The 25,213-nt window shown below is 36.2% G+C and carries 19 protein-coding genes and 3 pseudogenes; 5 read left to right on the top strand and 17 right to left on the bottom strand.

The annotated features are described in order from the left end of the window. Positions 1 to 31: 31 nt before the first annotated feature. Positions 32 to 898, bottom strand: coding sequence for a CvfB family protein (locus ABM34_RS02420; RefSeq protein ID WP_048702973.1), 867 nt, complete (start codon positions 896 to 898; stop codon positions 32 to 34). Positions 899 to 1,953: 1,055 nt separating this feature from the next. Here ABM34_RS02420 and ABM34_RS02415 point away from each other — a divergent pair. Beyond that, positions 1,954 to 3,087, top strand: a pseudogene (locus tag ABM34_RS02415) (IS110 family RNA-guided transposase); the annotation flags it as partial. Positions 3,088 to 3,332: 245 nt separating this feature from the next. On the opposite strand, the gene rhaD reads toward ABM34_RS02415, so the two are convergent. The 5 genes and pseudogenes from rhaD to ABM34_RS02390 all read right to left on the bottom strand — a co-directional run bounded on the left by rhaD (position 3,333) and on the right by ABM34_RS02390 (position 8,603). After that, entirely contained in the window at positions 3,333 to 4,163 is an 831-nt protein-coding gene (rhaD, locus tag ABM34_RS02410; RefSeq protein WP_048702971.1) for a rhamnulose-1-phosphate aldolase, read from the bottom strand. 30 nt (positions 4,164 to 4,193) lie between these two features. After that, a complete protein-coding gene (locus ABM34_RS02405) occupies positions 4,194 to 5,474 on the bottom strand; it encodes an L-rhamnose isomerase (protein WP_048702969.1) in 1,281 nt (426 codons plus the stop codon). 31 nt (positions 5,475 to 5,505) lie between these two features. Continuing rightward, positions 5,506 to 5,820, bottom strand: coding sequence for an L-rhamnose mutarotase (rhaM, locus tag ABM34_RS02400; RefSeq protein ID WP_048702967.1), 315 nt, complete (start codon positions 5,818 to 5,820; stop codon positions 5,506 to 5,508). Beyond that, positions 5,817 to 7,289, bottom strand: a pseudogene (gene rhaB / locus ABM34_RS02395) (rhamnulokinase). Before rhaB ends, rhaM begins: the two are co-directional and overlap by 4 nt. A gap of 3 nt (positions 7,290 to 7,292) precedes the next feature. Further along, positions 7,293 to 8,603: pseudogene (locus ABM34_RS02390) on the bottom strand (MFS transporter). A gap of 133 nt (positions 8,604 to 8,736) precedes the next feature. On the opposite strand from ABM34_RS02390, the gene ABM34_RS02385 reads away from it, so the two are divergent. Both ABM34_RS02385 and ABM34_RS02380 read left to right on the top strand, forming a co-directional pair. Then, a complete protein-coding gene (locus tag ABM34_RS02385) occupies positions 8,737 to 9,705 on the top strand; it encodes an AraC family transcriptional regulator (RefSeq protein ID WP_048702964.1) in 969 nt (322 codons plus the stop codon). A gap of 98 nt (positions 9,706 to 9,803) precedes the next feature. Further along, positions 9,804 to 10,925, top strand: a complete 1,122-nt coding sequence (locus tag ABM34_RS02380) for an NAD(P)-dependent alcohol dehydrogenase (protein ID WP_048702962.1) — start codon at positions 9,804 to 9,806, stop codon at positions 10,923 to 10,925. Between the two features lie 49 nt (positions 10,926 to 10,974). On the opposite strand, the gene ABM34_RS02375 is transcribed toward ABM34_RS02380, so the two are convergent. The 4 genes from ABM34_RS02375 to dnaE form a co-directional block, all read right to left on the bottom strand. Beyond that, positions 10,975 to 11,778: a DUF4931 domain-containing protein gene (locus tag ABM34_RS02375; protein WP_048702960.1), complete on the bottom strand. Its 804-nt coding sequence runs from the start codon at positions 11,776 to 11,778 to the stop codon at positions 10,975 to 10,977. A gap of 106 nt (positions 11,779 to 11,884) precedes the next feature. Continuing rightward, on the bottom strand, positions 11,885 to 13,654 hold the full coding sequence (gene pyk / locus ABM34_RS02370; RefSeq protein WP_048702958.1) for a pyruvate kinase: 1,770 nt from the start codon (positions 13,652 to 13,654) through the stop codon (positions 11,885 to 11,887). 41 nt (positions 13,655 to 13,695) lie between these two features. After that, positions 13,696 to 14,655 (bottom strand): 6-phosphofructokinase, encoded by a 960-nt coding sequence (gene pfkA, locus ABM34_RS02365; RefSeq protein WP_048702957.1) that lies wholly within the window; start codon positions 14,653 to 14,655, stop codon positions 13,696 to 13,698. Positions 14,656 to 14,755: 100 nt separating this feature from the next. After that, positions 14,756 to 18,082, bottom strand: coding sequence for a DNA polymerase III subunit alpha (gene dnaE / locus ABM34_RS02360; RefSeq protein WP_048702955.1), 3,327 nt, complete (start codon positions 18,080 to 18,082; stop codon positions 14,756 to 14,758). A gap of 102 nt (positions 18,083 to 18,184) precedes the next feature. Between dnaE and ABM34_RS02355 the strand changes: the two genes are divergently transcribed. Both ABM34_RS02355 and ABM34_RS02350 read left to right on the top strand, forming a co-directional pair. Beyond that, the gene (locus ABM34_RS02355) at positions 18,185 to 18,373 is read left to right on the top strand and encodes a YjzD family protein (RefSeq protein ID WP_048702954.1); all 189 of its coding nucleotides are present in this window, start codon (positions 18,185 to 18,187) and stop codon (positions 18,371 to 18,373) included. 29 nt (positions 18,374 to 18,402) lie between these two features. Beyond that, positions 18,403 to 18,642, top strand: coding sequence for a VOC family protein (locus ABM34_RS02350; protein WP_053084442.1), 240 nt, complete (start codon positions 18,403 to 18,405; stop codon positions 18,640 to 18,642). A 29-nt stretch (positions 18,643 to 18,671) separates the two neighbouring features. Here the strand turns inward: ABM34_RS02350 and ABM34_RS02345 are convergent, their stop codons facing one another. The 7 genes from ABM34_RS02345 to obgE form a co-directional block, all read right to left on the bottom strand. Next, a complete protein-coding gene (locus ABM34_RS02345; RefSeq protein ID WP_048702952.1) occupies positions 18,672 to 19,400 on the bottom strand; it encodes a hypothetical protein in 729 nt (242 codons plus the stop codon). Positions 19,401 to 19,455: 55 nt separating this feature from the next. Beyond that, complete coding sequence (gene rpmF, locus ABM34_RS02340; protein ID WP_048702950.1) at positions 19,456 to 19,644, bottom strand: 50S ribosomal protein L32; 189 nt, start codon at positions 19,642 to 19,644, stop codon at positions 19,456 to 19,458. Positions 19,645 to 19,732: 88 nt separating this feature from the next. Next, positions 19,733 to 20,056, bottom strand: coding sequence for a LapA family protein (locus ABM34_RS02335; protein ID WP_048702948.1), 324 nt, complete (start codon positions 20,054 to 20,056; stop codon positions 19,733 to 19,735). Positions 20,057 to 20,071: 15 nt separating this feature from the next. Then, positions 20,072 to 20,869 carry an SDR family NAD(P)-dependent oxidoreductase gene (locus tag ABM34_RS02330; RefSeq protein WP_048702946.1) on the bottom strand — a complete coding sequence of 266 codons (798 nt, stop codon included), beginning with the start codon at positions 20,867 to 20,869 and terminating at the stop codon, positions 20,072 to 20,074. Positions 20,870 to 20,884: 15 nt separating this feature from the next. Beyond that, positions 20,885 to 21,814, bottom strand: a complete 930-nt coding sequence (gene rnz / locus ABM34_RS02325) for a ribonuclease Z (protein WP_048702945.1) — start codon at positions 21,812 to 21,814, stop codon at positions 20,885 to 20,887. Positions 21,815 to 21,827: 13 nt separating this feature from the next. Then, the gene (locus ABM34_RS02320; protein WP_048702944.1) at positions 21,828 to 23,753 is read right to left on the bottom strand and encodes an acyltransferase family protein; all 1,926 of its coding nucleotides are present in this window, start codon (positions 23,751 to 23,753) and stop codon (positions 21,828 to 21,830) included. A gap of 20 nt (positions 23,754 to 23,773) precedes the next feature. Continuing rightward, complete coding sequence (gene obgE / locus ABM34_RS02315; RefSeq protein WP_048702941.1) at positions 23,774 to 25,048, bottom strand: GTPase ObgE; 1,275 nt, start codon at positions 25,046 to 25,048, stop codon at positions 23,774 to 23,776. Positions 25,049 to 25,213 lie beyond the last annotated feature (165 nt).

The following is a 25,213-nucleotide window of genomic DNA, read 5'->3' as shown; positions in this document are numbered from 1 at the left end:
ACTTGTACCTTTTCACTCACTCAAATCATACCTACGACTTTTTTAAATATGTGTATCCATCTTTTTGTTCGATTTTTCTTTGTTTCATTAAATTACCAAGTGCACGTTTAAAACTACCTTTACTAATTCCAAAATAGTCCTTAATATCTTGAGGATCACTTTTGTCAGTATAAGGAATCTTATTATCACGCGCATGTTCTAATACTGCCATAATCATTTCCGCATCTGGTGTAATTTCTTCAAACGCACGAGGACGCATTGATAGATTGAGTCGTCTGTGACTTGAACCAATAACTCTGGTTTTTACTTCCTTACCTATTCTTAATGGTCCGTCTTGTTCACTAGTATAAATGAATCCCATGAAATAACTGTCGGTCATAACAAACGTTCCAGAATCACGAATAGCAATAACATGACCAGTTTCATCACGGTTTTTTTCATTATCACTAGCACTTCTAGCCAGTTGTGTATATAAATTGATATCAGCCAACTTACCCCAGAGACGACCCTTGTGATCAACTTCTAATTCAACCATAACTTGATCGCCTTTTTTAGGCCATTCTGAATGTTCTAGTGGTAATTCATCAAGTGACACAACGATATCTTTGTCCGGAAGACCCGCATCAACAAATACACCCAAGTCAGAACGAACATCCTTAACTTCGGCATAATCCCAAATACCTTCCATAACCTTTGGCATCACAGTAGTAATTTTATTTTTATGGCTTTGAGTTTCATAAACAAAACCACCGATTTCATCCCCTAATTCAGGAAGTTCATCGAGTTCACTTAAGTCCAAAGCAAATGTAATTCCCTCAATTTGAACAAATGCTTCTTCTTTATTTAAGTCAGTAACAGTACCGGATAGCACTTTACCATACAAGTCTGAAGTTTCCATAATTCACCAGTTTTCTATAATTTGCTACTCTATTTTAACAGTAAATTTGGTTCATTTCTCGATTTAACATAAATGTTAGGAGATATTAATAATTAGTGGTTTTTTTGGGGGGTGGAGCACTATTGCCGATTCCGAACGGAAATAGATTTTTTTAGGCTGGAACGTCGCCGGTACATTTGGAGCCTTTTCAAAGGGCGAAAAGTCTCCAAACTGCACCTTATACTAAGTCGAGAAGTTCACTCGACTTAGTATAATTTGGCCACTGAGCCAAAAATCTATTTCCGTTCTCCATCTACGATAGTGCTCCTTGATAAGTTGGTGTCTTTTTCCGTATACGCAGTGTTACATCAATATTTTATTCACTTGTTAGAGTGCTCCTCCATATTTTACGTTCAATGATTAACGAACAATGAGTTAAGAGAACATTGTAAATTGATGGACATTACATACTGTATTAGCAATTTTCAAATACTCAACAAATTCATTACTTGCACCAATTGTTCACTTTTATCGATACAAATGTTCATGGAATTAATCCATCTGATAAATTAAGTGCGAATTAAATCAATATCAATACCATTGTTATTCAAAACTAACCACGAGATAAATTTCTTTATTAAACAACACCAGTCGCAAGAGCTGAGAAATATTCGAAGGCAGTGAAAGTGGCGTTAGGGCGGAAAAGCCACCCTTACACCACCGGGCGAGTTTGAAGACTTTCGCGAACTTCGAAAGGCTCCAAAACAACCTAAGATTAGTTCTGAGTAAATATTCTTTACTCAGAACTTTTTTGTACACTGAAGGTAAAGCTAAGACCGATCATGGGCCTCGGGACATAATAGTCCGCATTCAAAAATGGTCTCCGTTATCTTCATTTCTCTAATCAGGTTTTAGGCTGTGGGACTTCGAGTCCGTGTATAGGAAATGAGATCAGAAGTGTTGATACGGACAGCTTTAGAAAGGTGATAATCATGTCAGATATAATTGCTTTAGATGTTTCCAAAGGACACAGCTATTGTGTCTATTAACGTAATGATAGCTGTGTTACTGAATTTAATTTTCAACACAACAAGTTAGGCTTTGATAGATTACGTGCCACCGTTAAATGTGCAACCAATCCAACATTCTACTTTGAGGCGACAGGTATATATTCCCGTCCCATTGAGAGATTCTGCAGAGAGAACAAAATTCCATATGCCCTTCTAAATCCTCTTGAGCTACATCTTAAAACCGAGAATTTACGTCGGGTTAAAACCGATGATAAAGATGCACATAAAATTGCATTGAGTGCTTTTAATAATCACTATCGGTTGGTTCAATTTCAAGATGAAAAATATTTAAAACTAAGAGAACTGAGTCGGTTCTATGAGAAAGTTGAGAATTCTCGTAAGTTGTATAATTTACAATTACATAATGAAATCCAGCAGACTTTCCCGGAGATAGAGCATTTCTTTGCCAAGAAAACATCGTTTCTAGCACTGATTACAATAAATACATTTCCTCATCCCGATTTGATTTCAGGGCTTTCAAGGACAAAACTAAAGAATGCTTTAATAGGCGAGACCAATAAGTTCATATCAAAAGACAATGCTTTAAAATATGCAGATAAATTATTACGTCTTGCTAAGAACAGTTCCCCTGCAGTACATGTAGACGATATTCAAGTGCAAGAAGTTCAATATTATTCGCGTCTATTAATCAATTTGACTATCCAAAAGAACAAGTTGAAAAAGCAAATGATTGAGATGGCAAAGAAACTTCCTGACTTTGAGATTATTTCTTCAATGCCAGGTATCGGCCAGATGACAGCCGCTATGTTATTGGGTGAGATAGGTGACTTCACTAGATTCGATAATGCGAATCAACTGAATGCATACGTAGGGATAGATCTTATTAGATATCAATCAGGTCAGTATTTGCGAAAGGATCATATAAACAAACGAGGGAATCCTAAAGCACGAGAACTACTATTCATCGCAGTAAGAAACATGATCAAACAACAATCAGCGGCACCTAATCATATTGTGGATTACTATTACAAACTAAAAAAGCAACCCGTTCCCAAGAAGGATAAGGTTGCCACAGTAGCTTGTATGAACAAGACACTGAAATGTCTATTCTCTATGATCGAACATAGAGAGAAATATGCTTACGCATATACGGACTCGAAGTCCACAGAGATAAACTGATATCTCTAAATTGAATATTAACACTTACCTCCATAATTTAAAATGCAAGTTATGAAGTACTATTTGTTATACACTCATTTTTAGATATCCTACTTGACTAATCGTAGGAACCGAGGTCCGAGACCGCACTGAGGCTCTGACCGTCCCGCACAGCCGAAGAATATTTCTCAGCTCTTGCGACGGCATATTTCCCCAACAAAAAAAGACGAAAAACAAGTTTTCGCCTTTCCCTACTATATATAAACCTATTTAACTGTTTCCATCGATAAGAAATCAGGATTAGGTGTTACGCCAAATGACTTAGCCAAATCACGCAAATCATCGTCAGTAATACTTTGTTCAATATTTCCACCTTGTGATTGAATAGCAGTGTAAATCATGCAAGCTTTTTCAACAGTTTCAATCAAGCCATATACTTCATCCATACTATCACCACAAGCGAAGATTCCGTGGTGTGGCCACATAACAACTCTAAATTCATTCATTTTATCAGCAGTTGCTTGTCCAATTTCGTTTGTTCCTGGAGTCATGTAAGGGATAATTCCTACACCTTCTGGGAATACAACTAATGATTCTGCTTGCATCTTCCACAATAAGCGGCTGACACTTGCTTCATCTAATTCATGTGTGAATGACAATGCTACCCAGTTAGTTGGGTGACAGTGCATTACAACTCTTTGATCTGAATCTACTTTTTGACGAGCAATATGTGTCATTAAGTGAGCTGGAAATTCACTTGTTGGTTGTCCGCCATCGTTGAATCCCCAAATCAAATCAACTGAGTTTCCTTCGTCAGTGATACGTACTAATCCAGCATCACGTTCTGGATAGTTGTGAACATTCTTGAAGTAACGCCCTGTACCTGTTACTAGATAATATTGTCCTGCTAGAGGGGATGCATCAAACTTGATAGGAATATTTCGAATGGTACCCTTCAAGTCATCAAATTGATCCACTTCTTCTTGAGTTAATCTAAGACTGACGTTTCCACCATTTCTTTCATCCCAGCCGTGTTTGTATAATTCATTGGTGATTTCTGACATCTTTTCAACGTATTTTGAATCGATAAATTTCATAATAAATTTTTGCTCCCCTTCTATTTTTAACTAAGCATTAATTAGATTTGAACGTTTAAATTGAACATCTTTTTCATATTGGTGAATATTGTTTAACCAATCAGTGCCAACTGGTACATCATTTTGGAGACAGAATTCATCCCAAACAGCACCAAATGGATATGATTTAAGTTCTTCTGTTTCTGCCAATCTTGTTGTGAAGTCAAAGTTTAATTCAGCTTTCTTCAACTGTTCGATTGGTTCAAGCATTGCTTGTAACAATGCCTTTTGTGTAGCACGTGCACCGATTACCCAAGCTGCAACACGGTTAATTGTTGCATCGAAGAAATCAAGTCCAATATTTGTCTTGCTGAGTTCATTATCACGAACAAGTGAACGAGCAATACGTACAAGAGCTTCATCGAAGATAACAACGTGATCACTATCCCAACGAACTGGACGTGAAACGTGAAGCATAAGTCCTTTACCAAATGGTAGGAATGCTGAAAATTTATCAGAGACATCTTCTGTTGGGTGCCAGTGTCCAGCATCAATTGTCCATAGCTTATTTCTGCTAATTGCGTAGTTGTTGTAGAACAAATGTGAACCTACAGTGTATGATTCAATACCTGTACCAAACAACTTACCTTCAAAGGCTTCGATTGTATTCTTTTCGTCATAAGGTTTCTTGATGATTTCATCAAGTGAATCGATTAAACGAAGACGTGGATCTGCTTTGTCGATAGGGTTATCCTTGAATCCATCTGGAATCCAGAAGTTATTAACTGATTGTTGACCTAATTCTTTACCAAAGTAGTTGGCAATAGTACGTGATCTCTTACCATGTTCAATCCAGAAGTCACGAACATCCTTATCAGGACTTGCCAATGTAAAGTTATCTTTAACCATTGGATGTGAGAAGAATGTACCATTCATATCCAAACCAACTTTTTCTTTCTTAGCCCAATCTACCCAGTAACTGAAATCTTCTGGTTCAAGATCGGTTAAATCTTTCTTTTTATCAGTTACAGCGTAAATAGCGTGTAGTTGAACTTTGTGTTGACCAGGAATTAGTGAAAGAGCTTCACTCAAATCACCTGACAACTCATCTGGTGTTCTAGCAATACCAGGATAATTACCACTGACACCAATACCACCTGTTAATTCTTGGTTAGGGAATAAGAATCCATGAATATCATCCCCTTGCCAGCAATGTACTGACAATTTAACTTTCTTTAATTCTTTTAAAGCTGCATCTGTATCAACACCTAATTCAGCATATCGTTCTTTAGCAACCTTATATGCTTGTTCAACAGTTTCTGATTTTGTCATTAGTATTTCCTCCAATTAATTTTCAAAATATTTAATCTAAGTGGAAAAGTTCATCCAGATCAACAGTTACAGGACTCTTATCTGGATTTGTATCCATCAAAGGCTCCATATATGCCCACCATTTCTTGGCAGCATCAGTTTTAGCTATGTCATTGTATTTTTGAATATCATCAACTTCCAAATATGCAAACAACATTCCGTTTTCCTTATTTAAAAAGATCGAATAGTTGTGAGCACCGGCTTCTTTTAAAGCTTTTCTCATATCAGGGAATAGATTGTTGTGTCTCTTCTCATATTCAGCATATTGATCTTTATGTAAATACATCACTTGACCTAATCTTTTCATTGAACTGTTTCCCTTCCACCGTTTTTTAGAAACTCTTGATATTTTTCAAGAATATTTCCATATTTATTGCTTTCAGGAAGGAAAGTTTTTACTCCGAATGAATCTCAAATAAGCTTTCTACCTTCAGCAATATTGTTAACATCATTTTTAGTAATCATTTGAACGATCAAATTACCAATTGCGGTTGCCTCACTTGGACCGGCGTAAACAGGCAAATCGGTTAAAGTACTTGTCAATTGATTCAATAGTTTGACGTTTGAACCACCACCAACGATGTTTAATGCTTGAAGTTTACAATCAAGAATCTTATTTAGCTCTTGAATCTCATTGGCGTAATATAATGCCAAATTGGAATAAATAGCCATTGCTAATTCTCCAGGAGCTTCAGGAACTTTTTGATTCTTCTCGCGACAGTAATCTTTAATTTCATCAATCATGCTATCTGGATTGGTAAATCTGTCATCATTAACATCGATAAATTGTTGAAATGGTGTAACTTCTCCGGCGAGTTGTGCCAAATCAGCAAAACTATACTCATCATTTAATTCATGTTTGAGACATTGAATCATCCACAATCCCATGATGTTCTTGAGGAAACGATAGGTACCATAAGCACCCCACTCATTTGTGTAATTTCCTTTAAATGCTAATTCACCATTTTCTGGCACATTCAATTCAGTCCCAAGTAATGACCAAGTACCTGAGCTTAAGAATGCCCAATTGTCACCTTCACCCGGTGCACCAAGTACTGCAGACGCAGTATCATGGGTCGCCACGGTAACAACTTCAGTTTCCGGCAAGTCATAAAGCATGTGCCACTTGTGTCTGATATTTCCTAAAATCGTTCCTGACTCAACAAGTCTTGGGAATTGATCTTGAGAAACATTAACTTTATCAAGCAAATTCTCATCGAATAATCCTTCACGCAAATTCAACATTTGTGTCGTTGAAGCATTTGTGACTTCCGTAACCGCATTACCTGTCAAAACATAACCTATATAATCTGGAATCATCATGATCTTGTCTGTCTTTTCAAGATCTTTATGACTCTCCTCATATAGTTGATACAAAGTATTAAAGTTTAAAAATTGAATTCCAGTTTTTTTGTAAATGTAACTCTTAGGTAAATCAGATGTTAATTCTTTCATTGCATCCTTTGTCCGAGAATCACGATAGCTAATTGGGTTTTGAATCTTTTCTCCATCCATACCAACTAATACGTAATCAACAGCCCAAGTATCAATACCTAAGTCAACATCGTCATATCCAGCAGCCTTAACTTTTTCAAGGCCCTTAAATATCTCATCAAGAATTGAATCGATTGCCCAACGATCATGACCGTTCTCTTTGGAAAATCCATTTTTAAAACGATGTATTTCTTGCAGCTTTAATTTTTTATTTTCTAATGTACCGAGCATCAAACGTCCGCTTGAGGCTCCAATATCAACTGCTACATATGCTTTTGGCATGAATTAAGCCTTCTTTCCTGAAGAGTTATCACTTAAGTTAGCATCCACTGAACCTTTGTGGTTATATCTCTCATCGGTGATTTCATCCAATGACTTACCACGTGTTTGGGGAGTCCAAATTGTTCCGATTACTAGTGAAATAAGAAGCAATGCTATCATGAACATTCCGGCTGCCTTGAATCCCATAGTTGATAAAATAGTTGGGAAAATAATTGACCAGACACCTGCTGAAGCACGTACAACGAAGAACATAACACCTTGTGAACCTGCACGATATTTAGTTGGGAATAATTCTGTTGCCCACAATGCGTACCATGCTTGTGCACCGATACCAGCTGAAATACCCCAAACTGCAACGAAAATCCAAAGGCTAGTCCAACTCATACCTGTAAATGCAAGAACGATCCATGAAACAACTCCCATTGCTGAACCAACAAAGTAGAAGATTCTGTGGTTAACTTTGTCTCCATACTTAGCAAATCCAAAGTATGTAGCAACAGCGGTAAATATCCAAAGAATAGATTGTAACAAGTTAGCTTGTAGATTTGTTAATCCACCAGCTGTTTCGTATACATATGGCATAAAGAATCCCATAGCACTTGCTACTAAGTTCCAGAACATATATACACCGACTAAGAATAATAGTGATTTAACACTTACTGCACTTGAAAATAGATCTTTGTAAGGATGTGGTTTCTCACCTGTTAACTGTTCCTTAGCTTTTTGCTCTTCCCATTCTTCTGACTCGTGAAGTTTTCTTTGAAGAATTCAAGCAATTAAAGCGACAACGAACAATACTCCAAATAAAATTCTGTTACCTAATAAACCTAATGGTGAAAATGCAACACCTAGTGCGAAGATAATTGCTGGTCCCATTGACCAAGCAAATTGTGAAATACCAATATTCTTTGCACGACTGTTACTTCCAGAAGTCTCGGAAATGTATGTCCATGATGCAGGAACACCAGCACCAACAGCAATTCCGGTAATCGTAAATCCTAATAGAAGCATTGGGAAATTAAATGAAAACATAACGATCAATGCACCTAACATATAAATCAACATGTCCCAAGTATAAATAACTTTACGTCCATACTTATCTGACAGATGACCACCGAACAAGGCACCAATTGCTGCGCCAAACGCATTAGCACTTAAAGCACCCAACAATCCAACTTGGAAACTGGATAAATTAAATTCCTTCGTCCATAAAGTTAACCCGCTGGCTCCGGCAACGATACATCCTGAATCAAGGAAGTTCGTTAACGAAACTGTAAAGGTTGACTTTAAGGAACTCTTTTTTGAATCAGCCATAAATACACCCCATTGTTACGATTTTTGAAGAAAGCGTTACCAACGTTTGCGAGATAAATATAACCGTTTTCATACTCGTGGTACAATGGCAGTTGAACAGTTGTTTAGTAACAAATTTACAGGAGGCATGTTAATGAATTCACGAGTATTAAGTCGTTTGAAGCAACATGAATTAGTAGAAAATGAACAATTAAAAACAGGCCTACACGTTGAAGACCTGCCAATTAAAGCTATTAACAAACAAAGTTCGACTAGGAACTATAAGGTATTAAACAATTACTTTTTCAGAAATAGAAATGTCTATATTAGTAAGCATTTACGTTTTGCCCCATATCCAGAGCATACACATCAGTTTCTTGAAATGAATTATATGTTGAGTGGATCTTGTGATCAAATAGTTGATGGTCACAATGTACATCTAAACAAGGGTGACTTACTGTTATTAGATGTTGGATGTACGCATTCCATCAGTAGGTTGAACGAAAATGACATACTAATTAACTTGTTATTTAGAGACCAATCTATCAGTATCAATTTTTTAGATGATATGCGCAGAAGTAACTCGGTCTTATATGACTTCTTGCTTAACAGTGCCTCTGGGGAAAAGAATTCTCTGAAATATATTGTCTTCAACAATAACGTTGATTCAGATATACAAGATACCATGGAACAAATAATTTCTGAGTATTATTTCAAGCGTGAATTCTCGGACACAATAATCAAATCATACTTATCCATTCTATTAACCAAGCTAGTCCGTCATTATCATGTCCCAACTGATAAAAAGAATCCCCAACAACAACTAATGATTCGAATTCTAAGAGACATCTCAGAAAACTATCAAGATATCGATCTAACGACTTTGGCTAAAAAGTATGGCTACAATAAGAACTATCTCAGTAATTTTATTAAAAAAGAGTCTGGCAAATCATTTAGTACATTAGTCACCAGCCAACGTTTAATTCAAGCACACAGTTTAATTACTACAACTACCCTTCCAATTTCTGAAATAATCGAGAAAATAGGGATGAAAAACGGAACTAGTTTTTATAAAAAATATAAATCCTACTACTTAACTATGCCTGGTGATGAAAGAAAATAGGGAAAACTGGTTTGCATTTTCTGGAAAAATGTGAAATAATACACAACTGAAGAAAGCGATACCATAATTTAATTAAAATTTTGAGGTGGAATTATATTATGAAAATTAAAGCAGCAGTTGTAGACAAGGTTAATGATCCTTTTGTTATTAAGGATGATGTTGAGTTAGCAGGCGTTGAAGATGATGGTCTTCAAGTAAAAGTTGTAGCTTCAGGTATTTGTCACTCAGATGAAGCTCTCAGAAAAGGTGACGCAGCATTTAGTTTCCCTGTTGTTCTTGGACACGAAGGTTCAGGAATTGTTGAAAAAGTTGGTAAAAATGTAACAAACTTTAAACCAGGTGACCACATTATCATGTCCTTCTATTCGTGTGGTGAATGTGACAAGTGTCTAAAAGGTATTCCTACACAATGTCGTAAATATGCCGCATCTAACCTTTCAGGTACTCGTCCTGATGGTTCAGATCATTTTACTGAAGATGGTCACCATGTTAGTGATATGTTCAACCAATCTTCTTTCACTACTCACACAGTAATCAATAAGAGAAATGCCGTTAAAGTTCCTAAGAATCTTGATCTACGTAAGCTTGGACCTTTAGGCTGTGGATATGTTACTGGTTCTGGTACAGTATTCAATACTCTTCAACCAAGACCTGGTGATACAATTGCCGTATTTGGTACAGGTGCTGTTGGTCTAGCTGCTATGATGGCTGGTAAGATTTCAGGTTGTGTTAATGTTATCGCTGTTGATATTGTTGACTCACGTCTTGAACTCGCTAAGAAATTAGGAGCTACAGATGTTGTAAACAGTAAAAATGAAAATGCTGTTGAAGCAATCAAGAAAATCACAGGTGGTCTAGGTGTTGACTGGGCCGTTGACACAACTGGTGTAAAGCAAGTTATGGAAGATTCTATTACTGCACTTACACAAGGTGGAACTAGCGCATGTATCGCTGTTACTCCAAATAACATTGACTTAAGCACATGGAATGACCTCTGTGTTGACGATAAAAAAGTTGTTGGTGTTAATATGGGTGATGCAATTCCTCAAGTTGATATCCCTCGTTTAATCAAATTCTATCAAATGGGTTCATTCCCATTCGACTTAACTGAAAAATTCTATGACTTCGATCAAATTAACGAAGCCGATGCAGATTCAGTTAGTGGTAAGACAATTAAACCAGTTCTAGTTATTGATAAAGATTATCAACCAGAAAACTAAATTTGACACTAAATAAGGCACATCCAGGCGGATGTGCCTTATTTTTTTATTATTTTTCGGATATTTCATTACATTGTGCATGCTCTTGTAAACGTGTTAGGAGAACTTCAGCAATTCCCCTAACCTGTTTGTCACCATCTCTTTGAGAAAGTCTATAACCTACAAAATATGGAGATACAACATATCTTGGAACTACTTTACATATAATTTTTGAATATTGCTTATAAAAGAAAATATTATATGAATCAAATTTACCACCGTAAAAATCGTCAAGTACGTATTTGACTGTCACTCTGGCAAATTCTGCCAAATCATCAATATACTTCGCATCTGTAATGACAATATTAAATTCGACAAATCCCATAATTGGCTTTTTTGAAATATTCAATTCAATTCGATCAGACTTATAAACTTTCATGCCATTAAAGTTTTCCGCTTCAACATGCTTATACCCATTCACTTCATCCAAACCGATAATTTGGAAATGGGGATGACGTAAGCTCCCGCCTGACAACGGACCAAAATTTTTATACATCAGAACACTGTTATATTTCTTACTTTGAATCATTTTATTCCAACACTGATAAATATATTCAAAAACTTCGAGATTCTTCTTAGACGTATACGTAGAAATATCAGCATTATGATCACTAGATTCAATTAAAACTGTTTGATTTGTATCACTTAGAGTTTTGTACTTATTCTCTAACCAAATCATATCCTCCTTTTGATCAATGATATTCTCTAAATGCTCAGTATCACAAAATGGGCAGTAACCTGAAGCATGGTGAATATTTTCTGGCTTTCCTTTAGCTTGCTCTATTTCAAAAACAAGCACATCCTTATTTGACAAGTGCTTCACCTCAAAACGTTTTCAATAAAAAAATCATACCACAAAAAAAACTGAAAAAGACTCGTCAGTCTCTTTCAGTTTATTTTATTACAATTAAATTTAAATATTAAAGTGAACGTGAAGCACCTTTGTAAACTACACCACGTCTTGAATCAACTGTAACTGTTTCGCCATCTGAGATAAGTGATGTTGCGTCTTTAGCGCCAACAACAACAGGAAGTCCCATAGCAATACCAACAACAGCTGCGTGTGATGTCAAACCACCGTTTTCAACAACAACGGCACTAGCTTTTTCAAGTGCAGGAAGGTAATCTTTGTCAGTCATTTCTGTAACAAGGATGTCACCTTCTGAAACTTTTTCGTTAGCTTCTTGTGCTGAGTGAGCAATTACAGTCTTACCAATAACTGCTTCTTCACCAACACCTTGGCCCTTAACTAGTTTAGAACCAATTAATTGAACCTTCATAACGTTTGTAGCACCTGATTCACCAACTGGAACACCAGCAACGATAAGAATCAAATCTCCTTCTTTAGCAAAGCCAAGTTCTTGAGCTTTCTTAGCAGCTAATTCGAACATTTCATCAGTGTTTTCTGGTCTTTCAGTAACGATAGGATCAACACCCCAGTTAACTGTTAAACCACGTTGTGTCAATTCATCAAATGTGATAGCTAAGATATCGGCACTTGGACGATATTTAGAAATCATACGTGCTGTGTAACCTGAAGAAGTAGCAGCAACGATTGTGTTGATGTTTAATTCTTCAGCAGTTCTAACAACGGCTTCACCGATTGATTCTGTGATGTTTGAGCCCTTGTAATCTTCGAAACGTTGGATAGCAAGTTGATTGTTTTGATCAAGTTGTTGTTCAGTACGTTCGTCAATGTTAGCCATTGCAGCAACAGCTTCAACAGGGTAATCACCATTAGCACTTTCACCAGAAAGCATAGTTGCATCTGTACCATCAAGAACAGAGTTAGCAACATCAGTAACTTCGGCACGTGTAGGACGTGGGTTTTCTTGCATTGAGTCAAGCATTTGTGTAGCTGTGATAACTGGTTTACCAAGAGCATTACACTTCTTGATCAAACTCTTTTGTACAAATGGAACGTTTTCAAATGGAATTTCAACACCCATGTCACCACGAGCAACCATTAAACCGTCAGATACTTGCAAGATTGAATCGATATTGTCGATACCTTCTTGTGATTCGATCTTAGGGAAGATTTGTACATATTCACAGTGTTTTTCTTCAAGGATTTCACGAATATCAAGAACATCTTGAGCTTTACGAACAAATGAAGCTGAGATGAAGTTGATTCCATTGTCACAACCAAAACGAATATCTGAGGCATCTTTTTCTGTGATACCAGGGAGACGGATTTCAACACCAGGAGCGTTAACACCTTTTCTTGAACCAATCATACCGTCGTTTTGTACTTCTGTAACTAATTCACGATGTTCGTCATCTTTTTCAGTAATCTTCAAGTCAACAAGACCATCATCGATTAATACGTGACCACCAACATGTGTATCGTCGTATAGACCTGGATATGTAACAGCAATTCTTTCAGGGTTACCAGTCAATGAATCATCCATTGAAATACGGATTGTTTGACCAATTTTTGCTTCGAACTTGTTACCTTCTTGAGGTGTAGTACGAATTTCAGCACCCTTAGTATCTAGAACAATACCAACAGTCTTGCCAGTAATTTTTTCTGCTTCATGAACCATCTTCATACGTGATAAATGTTCTTCATGATCACCATGTGAGAAGTTGAAACGGAAAATGTTAGCGCCGGCCTCGATTAATTTTGTAATTGTTTCGACATCATTACTTGCGGGTCCAAGTGTACTTACGATTTTAGTTCTTTTCATTAGAATCCTCTTTTCAAATTTTTTTAGTTTTTACAACTAAATTATCTACTCAATGATTTGTTAAGATCATATAAATCAAGATCTGGTTTGTGCTTGCCATCAAATAAATCAAGCATGTTATGGTATGTCAACTGGTTGTTTTCGATACCAATAGCAACTCCACCCTTGCCTTCTTCAAGCAAGTCAACAGCATAGGCACCCATTTTACTTGCCAATACACGATCACGAGCAGTTGGAGAACCACCACGTTGAACATGTCCTAGCACAGTAGCACGAGCTTGGAAATCACCATATTGATTAAGTTTTTCCATGAATTCATCAGCGTGCATAACACCTTCTGCCAAAACAACAAGCATATGCTTTTTACCTTTTTCACGACCACGTTTGATACGGTCAGCGATTTCAGCAACATCGAATTCACGTTCTGGAACAACAATTTCTTCGGCACCACCAGCAACACCAGACCATAAGGCGATGTCACCAGCTCCTCTACCCATAACTTCAATAACGAAAGTTCTTTCATGGGAAGTGGCTGTATCACGAATTTTATCGATTGATTCAATAACTGTTGAAACAGCAGTATCAAAACCAATTGTAAAATCTGTGTATGGAATATCGTTGTCAATTGTACCTGGCAAACCAACAGCGTTGTATCCATGTTCTGTTAGACGCAATGCACCGTGGTAAGAACCATCACCACCGATAACAACTAGTGCATCGATTCCAAATTTTTTAAGTTGTTCGATACCTTTTAATTGGCCTTCTTCTTGGGCAAACTCGGGATATCTTGCAGAATACAAGAAAGTTCCACCACGTTGAATACGGTCAGATACATCAGATGCAGTTAATGGGAAGATATCACCAGCAACTAATCCAGCATATCCATAATTGATACCAAACACTTCAAGACCCTTGTCTAGGGCTCGACGTGTGACTGCTCTAATAGCAGCGTTCATACCAGGGGCATCTCCACCACTGGTCAATATACCAATACGCTTCATTTATTCACACTCCAAATTTATTTGTTTCTAAAACAAAACCTAATAAAATATAACATTTTTTTCACATTCTTTGTAGAGCTGAAAACGTTTTAATCAGAAATTAGTCACCTTTTTTTAGGAAAACGTTCTTTTCTCCCAAAAAAGTAGTCAATTTCAACTTAATATCGTCACTAAAATTAATCCATCGATTAGATTTTAATAAAACTGCTTGTTTTTCTGTCTCCCGATAAACGATTACCGGAGTCTTTCCTGGTGACGTTTCAATCAAATCATACAATTGTGTCAATTTATTCGAATCATCCAAGTATTTCGGTACTCGAAGATACAATACAATCTTAGGTAACGTAACCATATATTGACTTGGATTTTTAATTTGATCTGCTATAAACTCCAAATCACCCCTGCGTCCATCATTCGGATTACCGATTATTACCATTATTTGGCCTTCGATAGGATCATTCTCGATTTTTTGATACATCCTCGGGAAAATTGTCACAGAAATTGAGCCGGTTTCATCCTCAACTGTTGCAAAAGCCATTCGCTGACCCTTCTTAGTTCTGATTACACGCATACTTTTGACTAATCCAATAATGTAGACATTCCTACCTTTAAAGTTGCCTAAATGGCTAATTTTTACTGTATCAGTGTTAAGCAATTTTTGTCGATACTTCTCAACTGGGTGTCCAGAAACATAAATTCCCAAAAATTCTTTTTCTTGATTTAATTTTTCTGTTAGCGTGTAATCGTCCATTTGATGTTTCTTTGGTTCTAGTGCATCAAACAACGAAATATTATTACCTGCCAACTGAATGCTTTCAACTAAATCCCGAATGTCGTACAACATCTCTTTACGGTTACGATTGAATCCATCAAACGCACCAGTTAAGACTAGTGGCTCGATGTAATCATCTTTGACAAATCTAACATCTACTCGCTGCAAAAAATTTAATGTGCTTGAAAATTGACCGTGTTGAGCTCTCTCGTTTAGAATTCCTTGAGAAAAATCTCTTCGCATCCCCTTGATACTGAGAAAGCCAAATCTGATTGAATCACCAGAAACTTGAAAATCATAACCACTTTTATTTATATCTACATTCTCAATTTTAATTCCACGATCCTTGGCTGCTTGAACATAACTTGCAGTCTTAGTCTCGTTATTCAAATTAGAATTCAGTAAACAAGTAAAGAAAATACTTGGATAATGTACTTTAATGAATGCTAGCCAAAAAGCAATCATAGAATAAGCCACTGAATGAGATTTATTGAAACCATAATTACCAAAAGTCTCGATATAATCATATACATTCTCTGCTGAGGTTCTATCATGACCTAGCTTAACCGCACCCTCAACAAACTTGATGTGATTCTCGTCCATCAGTTTCTTCTTTTTCTTGCTAATTGCCCGACGTAACAAATCGGCGTCAGCAAGTGAGAATCCAGCCATTTCAGACGATGCTTGCATAACTTGTTCTTGATAAACTAGGATTCCATAGGTTGGACGAAGAATTTTTTCAAGTGAAGGATCTGGATATTCAACAGGTTCCTGACCGTGCTTTCTAGCAATAAATGTAGAAATATTTTGCATAGGACCAGGACGATACAGCGCATTTGTTGCAACGACATCATTAAATGCAGTCGGCTTTAATTGACGTAATACGCTTTTGATACCATCTGATTCAAATTGGAAAACCCCATCGGTATCACCTCTTTGGAACAATTTCAAAGTCTCTTGGTCATCTAGCGGAATTTGCTCAGGTTTAAACTCTTTACCAGTGGTTTCAGAAATAAGCTGAATGGATTTGTCTAGAATCGTTAAGTTTCTCAATCCAAGAAAATCTATTTTCAACAATCCTAAACTTTCAACATTATTCTTAGTTTGTTGAGTAAGATTGATTCCATCTGACTCTAACTGGACTGCGACAATATCAGTCATATTCTTTTTACTGAGGACAATCCCGGCCGCATGAGTGGAATAATGTCTTGGTATTCCTTCAATTCTTCGCGCCACTTTGTAAATCAATTTATTTTCTGCTGAACTGTTCACAAGTTCTCGGAAGCTATCGGACTTCTCATAAGACTCTTTCAGAGAAATATTTAATTCCTTTGGTATTGAATTAGACCACGTTGTTAACTGAAATTGTGTTTGCCCAAATGTTCTTCCAATATCACGCAAAGCCATTTTGGTTGCTAATGTTCCGAAAGTGATAATTTGTGCCATATGATTTTCGCCATATTTATCATGCATATACTGCACCATTTCGTCACGTCGATCATCAGGTAAATCCAAATCAATATCGGGCATATTAACACGTTGAGGATTCAAAAATCTTTCAAAAAGTAAATCATACTTGATAGGGTCAACTTGTGTAATGCCTAACGTATATGAAACCAAAGAACCGGCAGCAGAACCTCTCCCTGGACCAGTCTTTATTCCAACCGAATGTGCATGTTTAATAACATCCCAAACTATTAAGAAATAATCAGAAAAACCCATTTCTTCAATAACACCTAGCTCATAAGTCAATCGTTTTTGGTATTCCTCAGGAACATCATTATTGAGTCTTTTCCTAAGTCCTCGTACTGTAAGACTTTGTAGAAACTGTTCTGAGTTGGTTCCATTCGGAGTTTCAAATTCAGGCAATTCTGTCGATTTGAATTCAACAACAACATTACAATGTTTGGCAATCGTATCAGCATTTTTAACCGGCTCTGGCATATCAACGTTATCAAATTCCGCATCCATGCTGTCTGCTTCGCGCAAATAAAATTCACCATTTTCAGACACTTGGTCAGTATTCTCAATTTTTTTACCAGATCGAACATTGTTCAATACTTGATACGCTAAGTTATCATTTTGATTAATGTATCTAACATCTGACAGAGCAACTAGTGGTGTATTGGTTTCGTCAGCGATACTTTTTATTTGTCTAACATTGTTTATTTGTTCTCCAAATAATCCCACACCTAGATATACCGAATTCTTATCACAATTTTGTTTAAGCAATTGTAAATATCTAACATACTCACCAGTTATGAGAACCTCAGAACCTGCTGCGGGAGTTATCACAAATAAATCTGAAAATCTATCAAACAAATCAGACAGTGGCACAGCTTCTTCGTTGGACATAATTTCAGACGATATTTTAAGAAGATTATCATAACCTACCACCGTTTTTGCCAATAGTATTAAGGGATAGACTTCTTCAGTGTTATTTAAACCCTTTGTATTGATGGTCAAACCAATTATTGGTTTAATTCCAGCATCATTACAATATTTATAAAAATCTATTGATCCATACAAATTATTATTATCAGTCAAAGCAAGCGAAGTATACCCACGCTCTTTAGCACTATTAACTAACTCCGGTAATTTTATGGGACTCTGCAGTAAACTATAACTGCTCATTACTTGTAATTGTGTTTGCAATTTAAAGCCCCCTTCAGTTAAAATTATAACAAAATTGATTGAAACATTATTGGGCAAATTCTTTATTTATGTTAAACTACTCAAGAAAGCGAGATGGAAATGATGAGATATGTTGCTGTTTTATTTTGGGCAATCGTTTTAGGACAAGTCGCAGGATTTATTGGTGGTGCACTAAACCAACAAACATATAATTTCCAAATGACATTAATTGTCTCTATAGTTTTTGCTATTATTTTCACTATTGTTCCACTTATATTAAAAGATAACACTAAGAAGAAAGACGCTAACTAGGCGTCTTTTTTGTTTTAAGGAGATTTGTTTTGAATATTGTTGAATTAGACCATCTGGTCCTTACTGTAAAAAACATCCCAACTCCAGAATCAGGAGATTTATGCTTAATCAGTGATACTGCGATGGATCAAATTATTGCAGAGCTGTCTAACAATAAAGTGAAAGTCACAACTGGACCTCTGAAAAAGAGAGGTGCCAATGGGCCAATTACTTCCGTTTACGTCAGAGACCGTGACCAAAACCTAATTGAAATTTCAAACTATAACTAAAAAGAGACTTTCGATGAAAGTCTCTTTCTCTATTTAGTGATATAGATATAAAATGCATCACTACTCAAATTAATATTAAATTTGATACCACGCGACTCAATTTGCGACATGGTCGTCTTATTTCCATCTTTAGCATCCTTGAGCTGCTTATTTAGATTTTTTAGAACTGATTTACTGTCAGCTCCCGATAATGCTGCTAAGGTTGCTATACTACCTTCAAAACTCTTAATTCCAGCTTTAGTCTTCATCTGTTTAAAAGTACCAACAACAGATATTCCCATTAAGGAAGTTCCCTGAACATTGAAGTACAAAGTCGTACCATTTGGACGTTTGTACTTAAAAATACCATCCTTTGCTACCAATGGAATCTGATCTGTAGGTGCACCTGAAACAAAAGCAGCATAGTTATACTCTTGACCAAACGAAGTGTAATCCCCTATTGGTTTTGCCGCCTTAATTGTCACAATTTTTGTGGAAGTCTCCTTGCCATTATTAGCAACAATTTTCACATCTTGATTATTTGATGACATAGGAATAGAGAAGACGAAATGACCATCATTCATCTTCAACTTTGTTTTTTGACCATTGATTGAATATGTTAACTTACTTGCTTTAGTTGCCTTACCTTTTACAACGGCAACCAAACCGTCTGCGCTATATTCATTTTTTGTAGTATTAACGGAAAGACTTGAACATCCGCTCAATACCATGAAGAAAATTGGAATAAGCAATATCAGAAAATACTTTATCTTTTTCATAGTAATTCCCCATTTATACAAAAAAAGCCAAGCCATTACGACTTGACTTTTTTAATTAAGCTTCTTCATCATTTGTTGTATTGATAACTTTGTTACCTTTGTACATACCTGATGGTGAAACATGGTGACTAATACGATATTCACCAGTAGATACATCAAATTGCATGTTTGGAACTGTCAATTTAATATGTCCACGTCTTGAGCGTTTTCTTTGTTTTGATGTTTTTCTCTTTGGAACAGCCATGTGTAATAACTCCTTTATATTTATATTACTTAATTAAATCTAACGTTTAATATAATACTATCATAATACCCCTACGGCAAGCAAAATTCTAATTTTGTTTATTTTTTGTTGTATTATCCTTTAATGCATCAGCAATTTGATTGTCATTAGAAATTTTTACATTAGATAATTGTTTCTTTGCGGAACGTGATAATTTTTTAGTATCTTTTTCTTTCGTACCAGTATTTGCAAGCAACACTGTAATTAAGGCTCCAAGAATCAAGGTTACTAAAATTAAAACGATTAATGGCAATTTAACATGTGTAAAACCAAAACTAATAGTAACCGGGTTAACATTTAATATTGCAAAAATAACAACAATTAATGCAATTACCAAACCAATAACGAATTTCCATTGTTTCTTTTTATCCATAATAATTTAAATCCCCTATTTTCGATTTCCTAACGTCCCTGCTAAATAGTCTCCCACATATGGTGCCATTTTGTAAAGAACGCTAGCTAGTTCCATATAGCGAGGTCGATTAATCTCACGTTTTCTTCTATTGAATGTATTAACTATCTCAACGGCCAACTTATTTGTATCTAATACAAATTTCTTAACAGAATCCAAGTATGTTCCACCGTGATCGGCAACGTCAAAGAAATGAGTCGCTACTGGACCAGGATTGACCGTAGTAACAAAAATATTGAACGGTTTGAGTTCCAATCTCAAACCATCTGAAAATCCGATCACAGCTGCCTTGGTAGCTGAATAAGCGGCAGACTTTGGAGTTGAAATTTTTCCAGCCATGGAACCCACGTTGAAAATATGTCCATGTCCTTCATTAATCATATGACTCGCAACCAAACGAGTCATAAGCATCAATCCAAGTACATTCACTCGAAACATTTTCTCAACCGTATCAAAATCTGTATCCAGATAATTTGAAAAGTCACCGAATCCAGCTGCATTAACTAATACATCAATATTGTCAAAATCAGCAAAGATAGTTTCAACGCCATCACTTATAGCCTCAGGATTCGACATATCAATGGATAAATAGTAGTGATTCGAATACTCGCTACCAACTGAAATGCACTCTTGTTTAACTTCGGCTAGTTTATCAGAATTTCTAGCAATTAATATTACGTTAGCACCTGAAGCAGCTGCATTAATCGCTACATCACGTCCAATGCCAGAAGATGCACCGGTAACTAAAACATTTTGATCCAACAAATTTACCATGATAATTCCCCTTTTCTATTGATTAAACGGAACTTCATAAATGTCAAAATCATTAACTACTCGACTATTGTCAAAAATTTTACGTGCTTCATTTTGTAATACTAAGGCAGATTTCCCAGTATATCTAGCGGAAATGTGTGTTAACAATAATCCTTTTGCATGACATTTCTTCGCAACTTTAGCGGCTGAAGTTGCTGTTGAATGGAAATAATTATAAGCCAATTTCTTATCATCATCTGAAAAAGTCGATTCATGAACAACTACATCAGCATGATCTGCTAACTTATCAATCTCAGGAGTATAGCGTGTATCAGAAATGATAGCAACTGTTTTACCAGGCTTATCAGGACCAATAAAATCTTTACCATCTAACTCTGTTCCATCAGACAGTGTAACCTTTTCGCCAGCTTTTAGCTTTCCATAAACTGGTCCATTTGGAATATGATACTCAGCCAATTTATCAACTAGTAACTCGCCTGTACGAGGCTTTTCAACTACCCGGTATCCGAAACAAGTAATTCGATGTTCAAGTTTACCAGCGGTTACTGAGAAAGTCTTGTCGTTAAAAATTTCTCCACCATTTTTCAACTCAACATAGTTAATCTTGTATCCTAATTTAGTACCTGTAACTGAAAGTGAGGTTTCGACAAACTTTTTGATCCCTACTGGCCCATATAAATCTAAGGGAGTGTTTCCACCTTGATTTGCACGGCTAGATAACAAACCTGGAAGCCCAAAAATATGATCACCATGCAAATGAGTAATAAATATTTTTGTGATTTTCCGAGGCCTAATAGTGGTCTCTAAAATTTGATGTTGTGTCGCTTCACCAACATCAAACAACCAGACTTCATTACGTTCATCAAGCAATTTTAATGCTGTACTTGAGACGTTTCTTCCCTTTGACGGTACTCCAGCGCCTGTTCCTAAAAATTCTAATTCCATACAAAAATCCTATCTATTTTTTGTCTAAGCCAGTTAATATTTGTTTTACAACAAATGAAGAATAGTACATTGATCCGTCTGGGTTTGGATGAACTTGATCATCATAGAACCAATCCGGATGTCCTTGTGCTTCTTTGTTCCAATTAATCACTGAAAGATTCTTATACTTCTTAGTTGATTTATCAAGCAAACCATTAACTGTCTTTTCCCATGGTCTAGTTGGTACATATGCATTAATCCAGAAAACATGACGTTGTGGTCCAACTAATTTCATTACTTGTGCCAATTGATCTGCATCGAAAGGACCATTGGTACCTAAACCAATCAAAACGTTTGGTGCAAGAACACCCTGGTCTTTGTAATGTTGCAATATATCAATACTTGAAGACAATTGACGGCTAACAGCGGCATCAATAACTACATTCTTGTCGTTAAACAATTTATTAAAATTATCCGAACCATCAGCCATAACCGAATCACCAACACCAGTCAAACGAATGTCCTGAAGGCGTTGTAAATCAAACTGTGAAAGCCCATATTTTTCAAAATCTTTATTAATTGGATGAGACTTAGCGAGTTTCTTATACTTTTTAACTTGATCTGGAGTCATTTCACTACCGTCTGAACCTTTATCTTTGTTCTTTTTAAGGTTCTCAATAGCCTTTTTCTTTCGCTGATCATTGTTTTTAGTATTTTTATTAATTGTTTGGGCAAGCTTGCTACTATTTGCGTCAGGTTTTGGTGCTGTCGTTGCTTTAACGACACCATAGCCACCAGTTACACAAATGATTGCAATGACGATTGCCAAGATACGACTAACAGCCTTTGATGATTTAAAGAAGTTCTTAACATCTTGCCAGTTTGCATGTCCGAGTGGTCTCTCAACAAATCTGTACGAAAGCTCAGATATTAAGAATATGAGAATTACTTCAATGACCGGATACAACACAGGATGATCGGCAACGTTTTTAAATTTAGATTCAAAGAAAATCATCACTGGAAATTGATAAAGATATAATCCATAACTTCTTGAACCAACATAGTGGAACAATTTGTTTGACAAAATCTGATTCCAAAATGCACTTGGATGAGCGACAACACCGATAAAGATACAAGTAACGATAGAAAAGATTAACATCCCTCCACGATACAAGAATGGTGATGAATCTTTAACTGTGAATATCATGAAGATCATTAATGCAAATGATAATAACCCTACAATATTCAAGATTGCCTTGTCACTCTTTACTACGCCCGCTTTTAATTTCTCTGCTGGCCAAATAATTGCTAGTCCACAGCCAAGTAAAATTGAGAACAATCTAGTATCAGTACCATAGTAAATACGGCTAGGATCAACACCTGGTTGGTATAATGCTGCCATTAAAGCAGCAGAAGCGAGTGAAACAATCATTGCAAACCAGAAAATATTGCTCTTTTTAACTCCAAATTTAACAAACAGAATCAATAAGATTGGCCAAACAATATAAAATTGACCTTCAATTGAAAGAGTCCATAAGTGAGTAAATGGAGATTCATTATTCGCAAATCTTTCAAAATAGGATTGACCATTAAAAATTTGCCACCAGTTGTATACATTCAAAACATTTGTAACAAAGATTTGATCTAAGTGGTAAAGCAAATCCTTTAAGAACAATACAATGTACGCAGCTGACCCCAATAATACAAACAGTAATCCTGGATATAATCTGTGAACTCTTTTGACATAAAAATTCTTTAATGAGAATTTTTGACCTGCATCGACAGTATTAAAAAAATGGTCAGTGATCAAATATCCTGATATCAAGAAAAAGATGGGTACACCTAGGTACCCACCAGAAAAGAGCGTCGGATTTAGATGGTACATAATAACGCCAATTACACCTAAAGTCCGTAATCCATCGAACCCGCCGATGAATCTTCTTTTTGGTGACTTATTCATAATATACTTACCCCTAATTACTAAATAAACTCAAACGTGAAATCAAGAATTGTAACAGAATCTCCTGTCTGAGCTCCTGCTTTTAACAAACCATCTTCAATACCCATACTCTTTAACTTACGAGCAAATCGCATGATTCCATCTTGGTGATCTAAATTACTCATCTGTAGCATTCTTTCAACTTCATCACCTGTAACTTCAAAGTCATGTTCACCTGTCTTGGTAATCTGAAACTTATCAGCTTTAGGTTGATAGTTGTACTCAACAGTCTCATCACTGACAACATCGAAGTGAATTGGTTCTGCCTTAGATAGAACTTCACTAGTGTGGTTGAGCAATTGCTGAACACCAGTATGTTGAATACTTGAGATTGCAAATATGTCAGCATCATCTGGCAACTTTTCTTTAAACTCTGCTAAACGTTCATCTGAACCTTCAATATCTAACTTTGTAGGCACAATAATTTCTGGGCGGTTTAAAATATTTTCATCATAAGTTCCTAATTCTTTTCGAATTGCCAAATAATCAGTATATGGATCACGTCCATTTTCAGGATCCATATCAACTAGATGTAACAACACTCTAGTTCTTTCTACGTGTCTTAAGAACTGAATACCTAAACCAACACCATTAGATGCACCCTCAATAAGTCCAGGTAAATCGGCAATAACAAAATCATTACCGTTATCTAGTTTAACCATTCCCAAATTAGGATTTAATGTTGTAAAGTGATATGCAGCGATTTTTGGCTTTGCAGAAGTTGCAACTGATAACAATGTTGATTTACCAACAGATGGGAATCCAACTAGTCCAACGTCCGCAATCAATCGAAGTTCAAGTCTAATATGTTTCTCTTGACCCGGTTCACCATTTTCGGCAACTTCTGGTGCACGATTTTTAGAATTGGCAAAATGAATATTACCTCTTCCACCTTTTCCACCTTTTGCAATAACTAATTCTTGATCATTATCAATGAGGTCGCCAATTAATTTACCATTATCCTCGTCATATACCGAAGTTCCTGTAGGAACGACTATATATACTGGATCTGCCTTTCGTCCATACATTGACTTAATTTGACCGTTTTGACCTGGGTCAGCTTTGAAGATTCGTTTGTATCTGAAATCCATCAAAGTGTTCATACCTTCGTTTGCGCGTAAAATAATATCTCCACCGCGACCGCCATCTCCACCAGCTGGTCCACCGAGAGGAACATATTTTTCATGTCTAAACGCTACTGAACCGTCACCACCCTTACCGGATTTGACAGTAATCTTTACATTATCAACAAACATTTGACCCCTCCTTTCTACCTATTGTTTATAAATTTGATTATCATTTTTAAATTCTAGCACAAAAACACCCCTCATCATACTTCAAAACACAAAAGACTGTCTAGTGATTTAATTCATTAATGAATGGTTTTGAAACATTTTGAATGAATATGAAAGATTTTGGTT

The sequence above is a fragment of the Companilactobacillus ginsenosidimutans genome (genome assembly GCF_001050475.1).
GTDB classification, from domain to species: Bacteria; Bacillota; Bacilli; order Lactobacillales; family Lactobacillaceae; genus Companilactobacillus; species Companilactobacillus ginsenosidimutans.
The sequence above is the reverse complement of the archived record's forward strand: the minus strand, read 5'-3'. Positions and strand labels throughout refer to the sequence as shown.